14 protein-coding genes are annotated in these 17,559 nt (G+C 50.9%); 6 read left to right on the top strand and 8 right to left on the bottom strand.

Features of this window, described 5'->3' with window-relative positions:
- Positions 1 to 26 precede the first annotated feature (26 nt).
- The 6 genes from WH37_RS08155 to WH37_RS08180 are packed head-to-tail and all read right to left on the bottom strand — an operon-like array spanning position 27 to position 6,279.
- Positions 27 to 806: a glucose 1-dehydrogenase gene (locus tag WH37_RS08155; protein WP_046230043.1), complete on the bottom strand. Its 780-nt coding sequence runs from the start codon at positions 804 to 806 to the stop codon at positions 27 to 29.
- A gap of 49 nt (positions 807 to 855) precedes the next feature.
- The gene (locus WH37_RS08160; RefSeq protein WP_082110706.1) at positions 856 to 1,845 is read right to left on the bottom strand and encodes an ABC transporter permease; all 990 of its coding nucleotides are present in this window, start codon (positions 1,843 to 1,845) and stop codon (positions 856 to 858) included.
- 17 nt (positions 1,846 to 1,862) lie between these two features.
- Positions 1,863 to 3,401, bottom strand: coding sequence for a sugar ABC transporter ATP-binding protein (locus WH37_RS08165; protein ID WP_082110707.1), 1,539 nt, complete (start codon positions 3,399 to 3,401; stop codon positions 1,863 to 1,865).
- An 18-nt stretch (positions 3,402 to 3,419) separates the two neighbouring features.
- Positions 3,420 to 4,460 (bottom strand): sugar ABC transporter substrate-binding protein, encoded by a 1,041-nt coding sequence (locus tag WH37_RS08170; protein ID WP_046230044.1) that lies wholly within the window; start codon positions 4,458 to 4,460, stop codon positions 3,420 to 3,422.
- 27 nt (positions 4,461 to 4,487) lie between these two features.
- Entirely contained in the window at positions 4,488 to 5,372 is an 885-nt protein-coding gene (locus WH37_RS08175; RefSeq protein WP_046230045.1) for a nitrilase-related carbon-nitrogen hydrolase, read from the bottom strand.
- 34 nt (positions 5,373 to 5,406) lie between these two features.
- Positions 5,407 to 6,279, bottom strand: coding sequence for a polysaccharide deacetylase family protein (locus WH37_RS08180; protein ID WP_046230046.1), 873 nt, complete (start codon positions 6,277 to 6,279; stop codon positions 5,407 to 5,409).
- Positions 6,280 to 6,584: 305 nt separating this feature from the next.
- On the opposite strand from WH37_RS08180, the gene WH37_RS08185 reads away from it, so the two are divergent.
- The 6 genes from WH37_RS08185 to WH37_RS08210 all read left to right on the top strand — a co-directional run bounded on the left by WH37_RS08185 (position 6,585) and on the right by WH37_RS08210 (position 14,198).
- On the top strand, positions 6,585 to 8,024 hold the full coding sequence (locus tag WH37_RS08185; RefSeq protein WP_046230047.1) for a sensor histidine kinase: 1,440 nt from the start codon (positions 6,585 to 6,587) through the stop codon (positions 8,022 to 8,024).
- A 2-nt stretch (positions 8,025 to 8,026) separates the two neighbouring features.
- Positions 8,027 to 9,427 (top strand): response regulator transcription factor, encoded by a 1,401-nt coding sequence (locus WH37_RS08190; protein ID WP_046230048.1) that lies wholly within the window; start codon positions 8,027 to 8,029, stop codon positions 9,425 to 9,427.
- A gap of 122 nt (positions 9,428 to 9,549) precedes the next feature.
- Positions 9,550 to 10,302 carry a glucose 1-dehydrogenase gene (locus tag WH37_RS08195; protein ID WP_046230049.1) on the top strand — a complete coding sequence of 251 codons (753 nt, stop codon included), beginning with the start codon at positions 9,550 to 9,552 and terminating at the stop codon, positions 10,300 to 10,302.
- 319 nt (positions 10,303 to 10,621) lie between these two features.
- Positions 10,622 to 11,815 (top strand): enoyl-ACP reductase FabV, encoded by a 1,194-nt coding sequence (fabV, locus tag WH37_RS08200; protein WP_046230050.1) that lies wholly within the window; start codon positions 10,622 to 10,624, stop codon positions 11,813 to 11,815.
- Positions 11,816 to 11,973: 158 nt separating this feature from the next.
- Positions 11,974 to 13,092, top strand: coding sequence for a copper amine oxidase N-terminal domain-containing protein (locus WH37_RS34505; protein WP_082110708.1), 1,119 nt, complete (start codon positions 11,974 to 11,976; stop codon positions 13,090 to 13,092).
- A gap of 167 nt (positions 13,093 to 13,259) precedes the next feature.
- Complete coding sequence (locus WH37_RS08210; RefSeq protein WP_046230051.1) at positions 13,260 to 14,198, top strand: ribose-phosphate diphosphokinase; 939 nt, start codon at positions 13,260 to 13,262, stop codon at positions 14,196 to 14,198.
- A 103-nt stretch (positions 14,199 to 14,301) separates the two neighbouring features.
- On the opposite strand, the gene WH37_RS08215 is transcribed toward WH37_RS08210, so the two are convergent.
- Both WH37_RS08215 and WH37_RS08220 read right to left on the bottom strand, forming a co-directional pair.
- Entirely contained in the window at positions 14,302 to 14,976 is a 675-nt protein-coding gene (locus WH37_RS08215) for an NAD(P)H-dependent oxidoreductase (RefSeq protein WP_046230052.1), read from the bottom strand.
- A gap of 186 nt (positions 14,977 to 15,162) precedes the next feature.
- A complete protein-coding gene (locus WH37_RS08220) occupies positions 15,163 to 17,454 on the bottom strand; it encodes a glycoside hydrolase family 3 protein (protein WP_052736904.1) in 2,292 nt (763 codons plus the stop codon).
- Positions 17,455 to 17,559 lie beyond the last annotated feature (105 nt).

Here is a 17,559-nt window from a genome sequence, read left to right on the forward strand (position 1 = left end):
TTCCTCCGCCATTTTGGCTTTCGGTTCTAATTTTGCTTCCATACATCTGGAGGACCGGCAGATACGCCGCCATCCAGTACAAATTCCGCTCCTGTCGCATATGAAGATTCATCGGAGGCAAGGAATAGGGCCAGCCGCGCTACGTCGAGCGTACTGCCTACTCTGCCAAGGGGAACAAGCGCCCCTTGATCCTCCACCTTCTTGCCTGCAAGCTCCGCCGCATAATCGATCATTTGCGTATGAATATAGCCCGGGTGAATGGAGTTGACGCGAATATTCACCGAAGCGAACTCAAGCGCTGCATCCTTCGTCATAATGCGGACAGCCCCTTTGGTGGCGCCATACAGCGTCAGTCCGGAAGCGCCAAACAGACCCGCATTGGATGATGCATTGATAATCGAGCCGCCTTTGCCTCCGGCCAGCATCAAGGGAATGATATGCTTCATTCCAAGAAAAACCCCCGTTACATTAACGGACATAAGGCGATCCCAATCCGCAAGCGTCGTCTCCAGCAGCGGCTTAATCAGAAACAGCCCGGCGTTGTTGAATAAAATATTCGCTTTGCCGTAAGTGTTCGCCGTTTGAACAGCAACCTCCTCCCAGTCCGTCTCGCTGCGCACATCATGCTTAACGAATAATGCTTGTCCGCCCATCTCCATGATTTTCTTGACGGTCTTCAGTCCGCTATCCTCGTCAATATCCGTTACGACGACGCTTGCTCCCTCGCCTGCAAACAACAGGCTGGCCGTTCTGCCGATTCCCGTTCCGCCGCCAGTGATGACGGCCGTTTTTCCTTTTAGGCGCATACGAACGTCTCCCTTCCGATCTATTCAATTCAAATTATAGTCATGCCGCTCAAGTCTGCGTCTTGGTACGCGCGTAATAATCGAACATGACTGCGCCGATAATAATGCAGCCTTTGAAGACAGACTGCCAGTACGGGCTTAGCGACAAGCTATCAAAGACGTTGGACAGTACCGCCAAAATACACCCGCCTACAATCGTCCTCCAGATCGCCCCTTCGCCTCCGCTTAGCGAGGTTCCGCCAATGACGACTGCCGCAATAACGTCCAGCGCAATCGTCTCGCCGATATTCGCCTGCCCTTGGCCGAGCCGCGAAGCGATGAGAATGCCAGATACAGCTGCGCACAGCCCGCTCAGGCCATACGTGCTGGAAATAAGCCAGTTGACGCGAAGGCCGGATAAGCGGCTTGCTTCCTTATTGCCTCCAAGCGCGTACAGCGAGCGGCCATAGGTTGTAAAAGCAAGCACGATCGCGCCAACGACGTAAACGAGGAAAAGCAGGAACACCGCTACGGGAATCGCGCCAAGCTCGCCGGAGCCCATCCATTGGAACGACTCCTTTTGCACGAAGAAAGGCTGGGCATTGGAATAAATAAGAGCAATTCCGGTAAATACAGAGCCGGTCCCGAGCGTCGCTACAAATGGCGGCACCCTGAGCCTCGTAACAAGCATCCCATTGATCAGTCCTGCCGCCAAACCGACAACAAGCGTAATGGCAAAAGCGACTGGTAGCGGCATGCTGTCTGCATAGCTCGCAATCAGAGTGGCACACAACGCATAAATACCTCCAACTGACATATCGAGTCCGCCCGTAATCATCACAAAGGTCATCCCGATGCTCATAATGCCTACAATAGCGAGCTGGCTAAAGATATTGAGCAGGTTAGCCGGGCGCAAAAAACCCGGATACAGGATGGCAGACAAGCCGACCACGACGATAAAAGCAACAACTACGCCGTAGCGCAGCATGAGGCTATTCATATTTTTGAACAATCCCTGTCGCTCCGTATTCAAATTAAGCTGATTTCCCAGCGTGCTCATACGATAACCCCCTTTTTCTAAAAAGTAGCTTGCAAAATATGATCGACGCTAATTTCTGAGCGCTGGCTCAGCTCCTTCACCAGCCGTCCTTTGGACAGCACCAGCACGCGGTTGCTTACCGCAATAACCTCCTCCAGCTCCGAGGAAATAATTACAATCGCCATGCCTTCGTTTGCAAGCTGGCGCAAAATTTTCAGCACCTCAACCTTGACGCCAATATCAATGCCGCGGGTAGGCTCATCGACAATGAGCACCTTCGGGCGCAAATTGCATACTTTCGCAAGCAGCACCTTTTGCTGGTTGCCTCCTGAGAGATTGCGGCAAAGCGTATGAATAGGGCGGGTGAGGCCAAACCTTTTGCTAAGTCCGTCTGCGATATGGCCTGCCTTTGCCTTGCGGTAAAAGCCCAGCTTCTTGACTTGGCTGAAGTTGACCATGTTGATATTGTCCTCGCAGGACATTCCGAGCACCAGCCCCTGATGCTTGCGATCCTCCGGCGCCAAGGCAATGCCAAGGCTCATCGGATAGCCAGGCTCGCGCGGCCATTTGACCTGCTTTCCTTCGATCCACAGGCTTCCGGTCGATTTGGGCTCAAGGCCGGCCAGCGCCCGTACGAGCGTCGTCCGCCCCGAGCCTACCAACCCGCCGATGCCAACGATTTCGCCGGCATGAAGCGTAATAGCAATATCCTCGATTGCGCCCGGCACGGTCACCCCGGTTGCCCGGAGCAGCTCTGGGCCGGGAGCGGCATCCTCATGCCTGGTTTCCTGCGTAACTCTGACGATTTCCTCCGCCACCTCTGCGCCAAGCATCGAAGACACCAGCTTGTCCTTCGTCCAATAGGCACGCGGCTGGGTTACAATCTTTTCCCCATTGCGCAAAATCGTCACGCTGTCACTAAGCTCCAGCACTTCATCGAGATGATGGCTCACATAAATGATCGTAATGCCGCCCGCTTGCAGCGTCTTAATCGTTTTCAGCAGTGACTTGCGCTCAGGGGGAGCGAGCGAAGCCGTCGGTTCATCCAAGATCAGGATTCCCGCATCCAGCTGCAAGCCCCGCATAATTTCCAGCATTTGCTGATCAGCAATCGACATATTCCCCGCCCGCTGGAGCGGTGAAATGTTCACGCCCATCAATGCGCAAAGCTCCATATAGCGCTTTGTCATCCGCTTGCGGGAAATAAAGCCTTTGACTGACAAGAGCTGTCCAAGAAAAACATTTTCCAGCGCGCTCAGATTAGGGGCTATCGTCAGCTCCTGATAAATCGTCGCGACACCGAGCTTGCGCGAGGACCTTGGGTCGCCGTAATGCAGCTCGCTGCCAAATATGCGGACACTTCCCTCGCTCGGAGCTGTCCGGCCGGACAAAATGCCAAGCAGCGTCGATTTTCCCGCTCCATTTTGTCCAACCAGTGAATGAATCTCTCCACGCTGAATGTCGATATTTACCCCATTCAGAGCGCGAAAGCCTCCATAGGACTTAATAAGCTCCGATATTTCAATCGCCATTTCCTTCTTTACCGGCGCCGCCTCTGCCACAGCTCCTCCACTCATTCGCAATCTCTCCTCCGCTTAATATTCAGGCAATCCTTTAGCTGTAAAATCAGCCATGTTGTCCTTGTAGACGAACGGTGTGCCGGGGAGAATCGGATCTTTGGTCAGATCGATATATTTCTCTACTTCCTTGCCATTGAACGAATCATACAGCGCCTGAATCGCATGCTGAACCTCTTCCACTGGAAGCATGACAACCGTCGATTTGATTTTGCCGGAGCTTACCGAATCAAAGGCCCATTTGTCTCCGCCGAAATCGTAGACCGCTACATCATCCCGTTTGGCCGCATCAATCGCTTTAACGACGCCGACGGTCATTCCGGAATAGTTGGAGAAAATAACGTCAAGATTTTTATTGGCCTGCAAAATATTTTGCGCCACTTGGAACGCCTCGTTCGCCGTATAAGTCGTCGCGTGCATGCCGATGAGCTTCCACTCCGGGTGGTTCGGCAGCTCGCTGTCGAAGGCAGCCTTCATGCTCAGGTACGGACCGCCAGTTGCCGGGCCGCCAATGACGGCGATTGTGCCTCCTTCCGGCTTGTCACTGAATATTTTATTCACGATTTCTTTATAAACGTTGACTTCCTGTCCGCCCACATAAGTCAGCGTACCTTCCTGCCAATCCGGCGATCCGCACAGCGTTGCATTGATGATGGCTACCGCCACGCCTTTGGCCGGCACATCCTTGGACAACACCTTACAGAGCTGGTTGCCATCGACCGGCTCCACGACGAACCCTTTATATTTCCCGGTTGTCACCGCATTTTGAATTTGATTGAGCTGCGTCAGCGGATCAAAGCGTCCATCGAATGTATCAATTTCGAATCCGAGCTCCTTCGCTTTGGATTCTGCTGCCTCCAGCCCTTTTTGAAGATACGCATTTGAGGCCCCAGCGGAAAAATATGCAATTTTCCCCGCTCCGCCCGCTCCCTCTGACGAGCCGGATGGCTCGGATGAAGCGGCGCCTGGGCTCGAGCTGTTTCCGCTGCATGCGGAGGTTGCAAAAACAAGGACAAGAAGGGCTATGCCTGCTATCATGTGCGCGGATAAACGTTTCATTTAAAATCCTCTCCCTTTTCTCATGAGTTAGTTGGAACGTTCCTGTGTATACGGAGCATGGTTGGCGTACATTCCGCTTTTGCGAATGCGGTCATTGTAGGTCGTCGCCGCGCCAGTCTTGCGATTCTCATAAAGCGCATCCAGGTTGACGGTTCCGGTTATGACGGTCTGTACATTCGTATCCGCTTCAACGGCTATGCCGTTTGCCGTCCACGGCGTGTCGCATGGCGTCAATATCGCGGAGCGGCCATAACCGCTGTCAATCGGCTTGCCGATGTCACAAATCGTCGGGCAATGCACGACATAAATCTGATTTTCGATGCTGCGGGACTGCGCGCAATGGCGAACCCGCCAAAAACCGAACTCCGTGTACGTATAGGACGGACAAAATACGATATCTGCTCCCTGTCTGCTCAAAATATGGGCGACCTCAGGAATTTCTGCCTCATAGCAAATCGCAATGCCAATGCGGGCCGGACCAATGTCAAAGACGTTCAGCTCCTCGCCCTCCCTCGTCTTCCACTTGCCCTCAGCGGGAAAAATATGCGATTTCTTATGCTCCGCCATATCGCCATTCGGCTGAAAGATCGTGCTTACATTAAAATAATCCTCGCCTCGCTTTTCCAAATGCGAACCGGCGACAATAATTTGCCCCCGCTGCGCCGCCAGGTCTGCGAATAGCTTCTTGAAAGGATCGGTGAATTGGTCCAGCCTCATCATCGCTGACGGTCCAGCTGTCTCCCAATCGGGGAATGAGGTCAGCAGGCCGACCGTAAACAGCTCAGGGAACAGCACATAATCGGAATCCAGCGGCACATCCTCCATCAGTCCGCGAACCTGCCGCTCAAAGTCTTCAAAGCCGGCTACACGCTCGGCGCGGAACTGAACAGCGGAAATACGAATGTTTGTCATAGTTGCCTCCTATTTAATCAGTGTAGACTCCGTTTTATGAGCTGCTGGCGTCTGCCTCGTTATCGGTATAGGCATCGTAAATTTCACCTAGCGTCGCGAACCAGGCTCCACGCGATTCCATATGCTGAATCAGCTTCTCCAGCATTTGAATGTTATGCGCCCGGCCAATCGTCTGCGGATGTGTCGTCAGCACATAACATGCGCCCTCTTCATGGTCACAAGCATAGTCAAAAATATCTCTCCACCGCTCGAATACCTCCTGCGTAGAGCGCATGCCTTCCGCTCCGCCAATGACATATTCCTGGGTTGGAAAATCATCCAAATACCATGAAACCGGAATTTCCACGATTCGGCTAGGCGGGCCAAACACATTCGCCTTGTCCATATTAATCTCTACGACTTCCCTTGGGCGGTAAGGATGTAAATCATTTCCCATCAGACTGCTGTCATAGCTGAATCCATGCTTCTCCAGCAGCTTCAAGGTGTTGGGGCTGTAATCCCATGCAGGCGAGCGGTAGCCGCGCGGCTTGACTCCCAGCCTGTCCAGCGCCGCAAAGCCGCGGAGCAAAATTTCTTCCTCTTCCTCATAGCTCATATGGGTTGGATTTTCATGCGCATAACCGTGATGGCAAATTTCATGCCCGGCAGCTACGATTTCACGACATACCTCCATATGCGTATCAATCGTATGGCCCGGAATGCACCAGGTTGTCGTGATGCCGTATTTGCAGAACAACTGAAGCAAGCGCGGTGCGCCCACCTCTGCACAAAATTCACCGCGTGACAGATAAGCCGGCGAGAAGCGGTCGAATGTCCCCATCCATACGGATGCGGCATCAAAATCGACACCGATGTTGACGGCGACCTTTTTTCCTGCAGGAAGTTTCACCTTACCAGATCGTTGCATTTTTAACCCTCCCGTTAACTTTTCTAACATCATTTTGTCATTCATCTTAATTTAAGGCTCAGAGCCAGTCTCATTTGCCCCGGCCGCTTGAATTCATTATAAGATCGCTTACAAAACAAAAAAACTCTAACAATTTGCGGAAAGGTGTACTTTTTCACGGTATCAGGTTAATATTTCCTGCCTATTCATGCATTTATTTTTCAAATAACACTTGTCAAGCTCTTTACTATTCATGATATATTAATTAACAAGCGTTATAAAAGTCTATCGTTTACACGATGATTGGAAATTAAAGGAGGGTCCCGGTGGCGAGAGTACCTTTGAGCGTAAAATATAAAATGATGCTTGTTCATACCATCGTCATTATGATTCCGATTATTGCCGTCCAGTGGCTGGCTTTTCAGACGTTGAGCAGCAAGCTCTACGACAATGTTGTGGAGAGCAATCTCAATATTTTAGATGAAGCAAGCAACAGCCTGATTTTTCTTAATCTCAATGCGCTGCAGCTGGAGGACAAAGGAAACGACCAAGTCCAGCAATTTATTTTTTACGGCCTTGCCAATACCGCCATGGGAAAAGACAGCGACGTCATTATTAGCAACCATAGCGGGCAAACGTTATTTTCCACGAATAAGCATCTCGCTACCAAGCATCTGCATGAGCAAATCTTCACATCCAAGGACGGCAAAGGCTCATTCACCGTCGATTATCTGCATGTCAAACGGGTCGTCTTCTATTCGTATAATGCTTTCGCTGACTGGTACATTATTGTGTACACGCCGGAATCATCCATTATGGAAAAGCTGTCGTACATTCATCATTTAATGGGTATTTTAATGCTTTCGAGCGGCATTATGTGTGTCGTGCTCATTATCATTCTATCCATCTACTATTCGGGACCGATTATTTTGTTAAACCGGAAAATGCGACAATACGCCACCGGAAAAATCGATATGATGCGCCCAAGCCGGCGCCAAGACGAGGTCGAGGAATTGGAGGGTTACTTCGAGGACATCGTTGTTCGGCTGAAGGAAAGCGTAAATCGGGAATATGAGATGAAAATGAAATCCGATAAAGCGAAGCTGCTGGCGCTGCAAGCGCAAATCAATCCGCATTTTCTCCATAATGCACTGGAAACGATCAATTCCATTGCGCTGATCCACCGTGTGCCGCTCATTTCCGAGCTTGCCCGCTCCTTGTCCCAGATGTTCCGCTACAATATTGTCAATGAGGAGAAGCTGGTGACAATCGATGATGAGCTTCATCATATTGAAAATTATTTGAAGGTTCAATTAATTCGCTTCGACCAAGCGATTCAAACGAAAATCGACATTGATCCCAACGTCCGTAGCAGCCGCACGATCAAATTCGTCCTGCAGCCTATTGTTGAAAACAGCATTGTGCATGGTTTTCGAAATATGGACAAGAAAGGCTTTATTAACATTACCGGGTACTGCGAACGGGGACGGGTCATTATCAACGTCCGCGACTCCGGCGAAGGCATGACTGAGCAAGGAGTCCAGCAAATGAACGATAAGCTTGGCAATTTGGACATGTCGCTTAGCCTGGAGCAGAATTCGCAGGAATCGGCTGGGAATAATCGCGCTTATGAAAACGGAATAGGCATCTACAACGTCAATAACCGCATCAAGCTTGCTTTTGGCGAGCAATACGGCCTCACTTACCGCGCTATGGAGGAAGGTCTGTTGGTCATCATTATATTGCCTTATCAACCGGAGGGATAATCATGTATAAGACTATCATTGTGGAAGATGAGCCATGGATTCGCAAAGGAATTGAAGAGGTTATCCCTTGGAATGACCTGCCGCTGCTGCATGCCGGCAGCTTCCGTGATGGCCTGGAGGCGCTGGAATGGCTGGCTTGCAATGAAGCCGATATCGTCATTACCGATATTCGGATGCCCAAGCTGGACGGCATTGAAATGCTAAGCAGGATTGCGGCTAAAAACGGCAAGCAGCCGAAATGCATCATTTTATCCGGGTACGATGATTTCAGTTATGCTAAAAAAGCGATTGCCTACGGGGTTAAAGAATATTTGCTGAAACCGATTAACCCCCTGGAAATAGCGGGCGCCATGGAGAAACTGACCGCTGAGCTCGACAAGGAAAGCAGCACGCGCAATATAGAGCTGAAAAATCGCGTTTGCGAAATTATTCTTGACGACACGACACTGGCTGCCTGCGAGGAGCTGCCTTATTCAAGCCTTTGCCTGCTGCTTGCGAATGAGCCGCTTCCGCAGCAAAGCCCGCCTCCGTCAGGAATTACCCTCGTCGCTATTCCGCTTGGCTCGCATACGGTGTATTGCGCGGCTTCCGACGAGAAGGACAAGCTTGCCGAATGGCTGAAGCGCCTCCCTCCGCTTGAAGCTAATACCGCAAGCGTTTACAGTGCTATTTTTAATGGAGATGGCCAGTCTTTGCAGCAAGCCTACCGTGAAGCCGAAAAACAACTGCATATGCTCCGGTGCTCGACTACCGCAAGTCAAGTCGGCTTGACGCCACAGGACGAGAACAGCTTTGCTCTTACGGTTCAAAAGGAAGGCAAGCAAGCCGTGTTAAAGCTGATTGAAGAATATGAGCAGCGGTTCCGCACCTTTGAAGAACGGTGGATTGTGTATTTGCAGCTCTGGATATCGATCAGCAAGCATGCAACGAGCCCCTCCTGCCTGGAAGGACTGCAATCGTTGAACGAGCTTAAACGCACGAATACGCTTGTTTCGCTAGTCACTTGGCGTTCGCAGCAGCTTGATCCCCTTATCGAAAAGCTTGCCGCTGGTGTGCTGGCGACGAATGGCTCCGGCTCCCATACCGCACTTAGCATTAAACGATATGTGGAGCAAAACTATCGCAACTCTTCCCTGTCGCTGCTGGATGCAGCCGAGCATTTTCAGCTTTCTTTCTCTTATTTGAGCAGCTTGTTCAAATCGCAATATGGCGTCAATTTCACGGCTTTCGTCACGAACCTGAGAATTGAGGAAGCTAAGCGGCTGCTCGCCACCTCTAGGCAAACGGTCTATGAAATCGGGGAGCTGGTCGGCTTTAACGATGTGAAATATTTTGTGCGCGTCTTCAAGAAAGCGACTGGCATAACGCCCAGCTCCTACCGTGAATTAAACGGGAGCCTCTAGTCGTCTTTTCACCATTAAATCGTACACCCAGCTTGAATATTTGGAATTTACCCCGGCTTCCGATCCTTCTATCCTAGTTATATAAAGACTCTTGTATAACTATACTTGGAGGTGCACACGGCATGAAACGATTACAAAATAAAGTAGCCATAGTCACGGGGGCAGCCGGAGGTATTGGAGCCGCCATAGCCGCCGTATTTGCAGCCGAGGGCGCCAAGGTGATCCTGACAGACCTGTTGGAAGCCACGCTGAATGAAACCGCTGAAGCAATTCGTGAAACGGGAGGCGATGTGTGCCCGCTTGCTCAGGATGTCTCATCAGAGCAGCAATGGCAGCATGTGACTCAGAAGGCCGTTCAGCGATATGGAAAACTAAATATTTTGGTCAATAACGCAGGCATCGCCTCGCCCTTCAACGTGGAAGAAGAAACAGTGGAACGCTGGGATAAGGTTCAGGCGGTCAACTCCCGCGGCGTGTTTCTCGGCATGAAATACGCCGTACCTGAAATCCGTAAAGCTGGAGGAGGCTCCATTATTAATATTTCTTCGATTTTCGGCATCATTGGCGCAGGTGGAGAAGCTGCCTATCACGCCTCCAAGGGAGCCGTACGGCTGTTGACGAAAACGACGGCTATCGATTTAGCCAAAGACTTTATCCGTGTCAACTCCATTCATCCCGGAATGATTGAAACGCCGATGACCGAGCATAAACTGACCAATCCCGCGGGACTTGAAGCAGCCAAGCAGATTACGCCATGGCCTAGGCTCGGCAAGCCAACGGACATCGCTTATGGCGCGCTGTATCTCGCCTCGGATGAGTCCAGCTTCGTCACTGGCTCCGAGCTCGTCATTGACGGCGGCTGGGTTGCCCATTAATTCGCAGAGGAAAACCAGCTCCGCTCAATGACCGTAATCACCAAATTTAAATTTCATCGACATCGGTTCCGCCAAGCTTGCCAGCACCCTCGAAGCCCATTGCAAGGAACAAATTGCAAGCCAAATTAAAACAGCTGGGGAGCATTTTGCATAACCCCGCTTGAACCGATCCAGCAGCATCTCACGCAAGGCCGACTCCACTCGGTCTTGCGTTTTTTCATGCCCTTCCATTTGCCCGGAAAAATCGGTAAAATGATAGAGAATTGTTCAGCAATATGGATAGCAAGCCCATTTTACAAATAGGAAGGAATAATTAAATATGATCATTCAACCTAAAACACGCGGTTTTATTTGTACGACAGCACACCCGGAAGGCTGCGCACAGCAAGTCCTTCGTCAAGTCGAGTATGTAAAATCCAAGCCAGCCATTGCAGGCCCGCGCAATGTGCTCGTAATTGGCGCTTCGACAGGCTACGGTCTGGCATCGCGCATCGTCTCCTCCTTTGCAGCTGGCGCCAATACGATTGGCGTTTATTTTGACAAAGCCGCTGAGGGTGCGCGTACCGCTTCTGCAGGCTGGTACAACTCCGCTGCTTTCGAGAAAGCTGCAGCCGAAGCAGGCCGCAAATCGTACAGCATCGTTGGCGATGCCTTTTCTGATGAAATCAAAACACAAACGATTGATCTCATCCGCAGCGAGCTGGGCAGCATTGATCTCGTCGTGTACAGCGTAGCATCACCGCGCCGTACTCATCCTAAAACGGGCGAAACGTTTGCTTCCGTTATTAAGCCGATTGGCGGAACCTACACGAACAAAACGGTTAACTTCCACAGCGGCGACGTAACAGAAGCAACAATCGAGCCGGCTACCGAAGATGAAATCCGCCAGACGATTGCCGTTATGGGCGGCGAAGACTGGCAAATGTGGATCGATCAGCTCGAGGAAGCAGGCGTGCTGGTAGATGGCGCAACTACTGTTGCCTACTCCTATATCGGCCCGGAAATTACACATGCGGTTTACCGTGAAGGAACGATAGGTTATGCTAAAAATGATCTCGAAGCAACGGCGAAGCGCCTGAGCGAGCAGCTCGGTAAGAAAGGCGGACGTGCCTTCGTCTCCGTCAATAAAGCGCTTGTTACCCAATCCAGCTCGGCGATTCCAGTTGTACCATTGTACATTTCCGCGCTGTATAAGGTTATGAAAGAAAACGGCACGCATGAGGGCTGCATTGAGCAAATGTACCGCCTGTTCTCTGATCGCCTATACAATGCTTCCGGCGAAACACTCGTTGATGACAGGGGCCTTATCCGTGTTGACGATTGGGAAATGAGACCTGAAATTCAAGCAGAGGTCGCGAAGCTTTGGTCAGAGCTGACTACTGAAAATGTGTACGAGCTGTCCGACCTTGCCGGCTACCGCAAAGAGTTTTTCCAGCTGTTCGGCTTTGAAACCGACGGCATTGATTATGAAGCAGATGCAAATCAGGATGTTCCAATCCCTAATCTTCGTTAATCACTATTTTTGATAAAACAGCCTCCAAACTTGCGTTAATCGCAGGCTTGGAGGCTGTTTTGCGTTTTACTCCAGCTGTCAGCAAGTCAGCTGCCTGCAACCTTTAAACGGAAAGGCTCGTCAAAGCTGTTATTCAAAATCACAAGGATGGTGTCCTCATGTTAAATAGGAAGAGAAAAATGATCGCAACCTGTCTGGCCGCTTGTCTCGCCGCAGCTCCGTTTGCCGGCCAAGCTGAGGTGCATGCAGCCTCTGCCCTGCTTACCACGGAGTTTCAGATTGCAAATCTGACCTATGCCGACCATACCGGCACTCATAAATTGCAAGCTCCCCCATTTTTGTATGAGCAATCGGTGATGATTCCATTGCGTGCGCTATCCCAAGCGATGGGCGCTAAGGTGACGTGGAATCATAAAACGGGCACGGCTGTTATCGAAGGCCAAACGTCGGGAAAATTGACCTTCAAGCCGGGCAATAACAACGTTTATCAGGGCTCCAAGCTAGTGACTAAGCTTCCGGCTCCCGTTGTTATGGCTTCAAACACGCTGTTCGTGCCGGCGAAAGGGCTGGCTCAATTGCTTGGCGGACAAGTCGCCTGGGATGCAGCCAATCATATCGTGAGAATTACGCATCAAAGCAGCGAAATGGACAAGCTGACGTTCCGGTACCATTTTGATGTGAGCGCTGAAGGCTGGAAAGGCGGTTTTTCCGACCTTCCTGTCGACTATAATCCGGACATATACGATCTGGCGTATAAGCGGGAGCTGATTCCGCTTCAAGACAATACGACGAATTATGGCATGAAGCTATCAGGCCACAATCGCAGTGATGATTTATTTATGTATATGACCAAGAAAGTAGCTGGCCTTAAGCCAAATACCGCTTATCAAGCAAAATTGCGAATCGGCATATATACCAATTATGAAAATGAAAGCTTTGGCATTGGCGGCTCGCCCGGTGCATCTGTATATGTTAAAGCAGGCATATTGGATAAGGAGCCAGCTCCGGTAGAGCTCAAGCAGGGCAATGATCTTTATTACCGGATGAACATCGATAAAGGGGAACAATCGGAAGGCGGAGCTGAGGCAGCAGTCGTAGGCAATCCGATCAAAGCAGAGGGCAGCAAGGCCGGCTATCAGCTTGTCTATTTTGATTACAGCCATACGGCAATGACGAACGACAAGGGCGAGCTATTTTTGCTCGTTGGTACAGATTCCGGCTTTGAAGGCTTGACCACCCTTTATTATGATGACATTACGCTAACGCTTACTTCCTAAATTGAGCGAACTATGACTTGAATCTGACCTCCTTCAATGTATAATGGAATGTAGTAGTTTTTCGTAGCAAAACTTAAGTTTACGCTTTCGAAGCAGTTTTGCTGCGCAAAACTTAAGTTTACGCTTTCGAAGTAGTTTTGCTGCGCAAAACTTGAAGGAGGAGCACAATGCAAAAGGTAAAAATATTTTCGGGATCATCCAATCGCGCGCTTGCCGAGGAAATTTGCAGTTCACTCGGTATTCCGCTAGGCAATGTCGCCATATCCCGTCAGCAAAGCGGCGAAATTCACGTATCGTATGAAGAACCTATTCGGACATGCCATGTGTTTATAGTACAAGCGCTGTCCCATCCGGTTAATGAACATTTAGTGGAATTGATGATTATGATTGATGCGGCGAAACGCGCTTCCGCCAAAACCATTAATCTCGTCATTCCTTATTATGGATATGCGCGCCAGGAACGCAAATCCGCTCCTCGTGAGCCGATTTCCGCCAAGCTGGTTGCTGATGTGCTGACTACGGTTGGCGCTCACCGCATCATTACCGTGGATTTGCATGCAGATCCTATTCAAGGCTTTTTCGAAATTCCGGTCGATCATCTGACGGCTCTGGATCTCATTATCAGACATTTAAAAAGCCAAAATATCGTCAATCCCGTCGTCGTTTCGCCAGATGCTGGACGAGCTTCAACGGCTGAGAAGCTGGCGAACTATTTGGATTGCCCCTTTGCCATTATGATCAAAAACCGCCCGGCCCACAACCAGTCGGAAATTACCCATATTATCGGTGAAGTGGAAGGCATGACGCCGATTATTATTGAGGATTTGATCGATACAGGCAGCACGATCGTAAACGTCGTTGAAGCGCTCCACAAAAAAGGCGCTCATGATGCCTACGTTTGTGCGACGCACGGCTTGTTCTCTGCCAACGCCATCGAGAAGCTGACGCATCCGAACATCCGTCAGGTTGTTGTAACGGATACGATTGCGCTGAGCGATCATTCGGACAAGTTTTTCGTTCTGCCAATGTCACCACTCATTGCAACCGCCATTAAAATCATTTCCGAAGGCGGCTCGCTTGATAAGCTCTTCCAAATCGGCGGCTAATATTTTTAAGCGATACAGGCCGCAATTGCGGCAATGCAAAAACGCATCGAAAGGCTGCCAGAAGCAGCCCTCCGATGCGTTTTATTTTTGACAAATAACTCGTTTAGTTAACCCACTGCACAATTTCCTCTAACGGCAGCCTTGACTTGGGACGCTTTGGCTCAGCGAGCCGGTAGCCAAAAGCGGCCATCACGGAAACCTCCAAATTCCCGCCTTCCAGCAGTCCTTCTCTGTCCAAAATCGTATGCGCCTGATCCAGATTGAAGCCTTCAATCGGGCAGGAATCAATGCCAATTTGCGCAGCTGTGGTCATCATATTGGCAAGCGGGATATACGTTTGCTTCGACGACCAATCCAGCAGTGTACGCTCATTATCAAGCAAATGCAGATCGGCTTCCTGAAACGGCTTATAAATGACTGGGATTTTCTCATACACTTCCTCGCGCATCCCTTTAACCTGTGTGTACATATACTTCATATACTCCGAGTCATAGCGCACATTGCGGCGGGCTAGGAGAACGATAAAATGGCTCGCCGTTTCCAGCTGCTTTTTCGCTCCCCAGGATACGTCAGCCAGCTTCGCACGCAGCGCCTGATTTTGAATAATAACAAACTTCCATGGCTCAAGCCCAATGGAGCTAGGGGACAGCCTGCCCGTTTCCAAAATAAACTGGAAATCCTCATCGGAGATTTTTCGCTCGGGATCAAATTCCTTCGTCGCATGCCTGAACCAAAAGGCGTCCAGGATTTGCTGTTTTTTTGCTTCGTGATCGTTCATGCTTTGCCTCCTTTCCAAACCGTTAAATTAATCTTAATAGAATGTGCGGCGTGGTACAAGTTGACTCCTTTACGTCTCCTGCCAGCCTGCCCTCTCTTATAAACAGGCGAACAACGCCCGCCAGCGTCAGTTCCCTGACAATGGCGGGCGTTGTTGATTAGCGATTCTATGATTTTAATCAAAATGTTATTTCATACTGCGCTTGCCGTCTGCATATTTTGCCGTCCTTGCATCCTGAATGACACCGCTCCAGTTCAGCCCGTAGCCGAAATCATACGCATGGCCTGCCGTGTCGACATACACATCCATATCATGCGGCGTGTCTTCAAGCTGCTCTTCCACCGTCAACATGTCCCGCGGCATTTGGAAAGGCAGCAGGCCAGATGGCTCGGATGCACCGATTATCGTCTCCAGCAGCGCCTGCTCCTGCAAGCCAAAATGGGCAATAATCGCATCGGAAGCGGCTTCAAATTCAGCGACTACCGCAGGGTTGCTGAGCGTAATCGAAACGATAACGGGCTTGCCCTTCATTTTCGCTTTCGTATCCAGCACCATATCCAGATCGGATTCATTCGCAACGGCAACCGTCTTCCCTTTATAGGTACGATTCAGCACATCGCGCGCATCTCCAGCAAGGCTCGTCTCACGTGCATGTACAGCTGTATACGGACGGTATTGAAGGCTTACTGGCACATAGCCATTTCCGCCCGCTTCGGCGTCTGCCTTGCTGTAGCCCATCGTGCTATGCGGACTTTCGATGCACACCAATGCGAAATCCGCCTGCTCCGGGTTGTCCGTCACGTCAAAATACTTCTTGACCGTATCCACACTAATTGGATAACCCTCGAAAGACGGCGTCGGCAGCCCGAGCCAGCTCGCACCCTCCGGCCGGAACTTCCGGGGAAGATAGACGGTACGACGCTCGCTTGTAGCAGGCAGCGGCAGCGTTTGCCCTTCATTTTTCAGCAGCACAATCGATTTCAGCTGGGCTTCGTAGCCTGCCGCCATGAAAGTCGGGGAGCCTACCGTCGCAGCCGTATGCGCCACTTCCAAATAAGGATTTTCAAAGAGGCCAAGCCGGAAAATATTTTTCAGCAGACGCACCGCCGATTGCTCAAAACGGCTGCGCATGAACGCCTCTCCATGCTGCTGCACGCCGATCTGATAAGCTTCAATAACCGGACCCGTCTCATTGTTGCCGCCAAATTGGTCTACGCCAGCCATCAGCAGCTTGTAGTGACGTTCCGCTACGCTGTAGCCTTCCTCCACACCCCAGCAGCGGCCGCCGCTCATCAGCCTCGTAATGTCATCGCCTTCATCCGCGGTAATGCCCCAGTCCGTGCAGACGACGCCATCGTAGCCGTACTGCTCGCGCAGCAAATCGTTTATGAGGTAGCTGTTGTAGGAGTTGCCGACATTTTCGCCGTTAATCGGGTCTTGTCCTTGCGAAATCGTATAATAAGGCATAACGGCAGAAGCTTTGCCGGTCTTGCCATCCAGCTTGAACGCGCCTTCCGTAAAGGGACGCAAATGCTGCTCAAACTGCTCTCCCGGATAAACGGCATATTTGCCGTAGCCAAAATGCGCATCACGGCCGCCCTCGCCCGAGCCGCCGCCCGGCCAATGCTTCACCATCGCATTAACACTGTCATAACCCCAGCCTTCGGCAATTTCATTCTCGCCCTCCGAAGTCTGGAAGCCGTCAATATAAGCGCGGCCCATATCAGTGGACAGCTGGGGATCTTCGCCAAAGGTCATGCCAAAACGGAACCAGCGCGGATCGGTGCCGATATCAACCTGCGGCGACAACGCCGTGCCAATGCCGAGCGCCCGATACTCCTTCGCTGCAACCTCGCCGAATTTTTTCGCTTCCTCCGGATCAAACGTAGCGGCAAGCCCCATCGTCTCCGGCCACATCGAAATGCTGCCGCCGGCTCCGGCATTAAATTCCTTCGTCGAATCTGTCGCATGCCGCGGATCGGAGCTCGTATTTACCGGGATGCCCAGCCCTAAGCCTTCAACGTACGCCTGCATCGTATTGTTCCACTGCGCCGCCGTTTCCGGGCTTTCCACCATCGTCAGCAGCACATGGCGCAAATGATCCTGCTCCAGAAAAGCAAGCTGCTGGTCCGTCAGCGCATGCGAGTCCGCGCCACTATCCGCATATGTCTTGCCCCCATAAGTGCCCGGATGCCAGCCCAGGCTAGCCGGAACGGCCTGATGGCTGCTGTAGAGCATAAGCCCGGCAATTTGCTCGACGCTCATTTTCGAAGCAAGATCTTCGGCTCTCTCCTGCGGACTAAGGCGCCAATCCTCATATTTAGCCAGCTTGCCGTCCTTGTTCAAATCTTTAAAATAAAAACCGTCCTGCTCCAAAATACGGACGCCGGACAAGGTGGAATAGCCGAGCTTCGGTCCATTTTTATTGTGAATATATTGAATAGTAGAAGCCTGATCACGCTCGTCTGCCAAACCGATCCCATCCCTTCGCTTGCCTGTAGATGCCTTGCTCACCTTATAATTATAGCTAATTTGGACATGCTCAGGCTAATCGTATTCCGACTTTTTAGTTGTGATATTAAG

This window comes from Paenibacillus algorifonticola, from assembly GCF_000971975.1.
Taxonomy (GTDB): Bacteria; Bacillota; Bacilli; order Paenibacillales; family Paenibacillaceae; genus Pristimantibacillus; species Pristimantibacillus algorifonticola.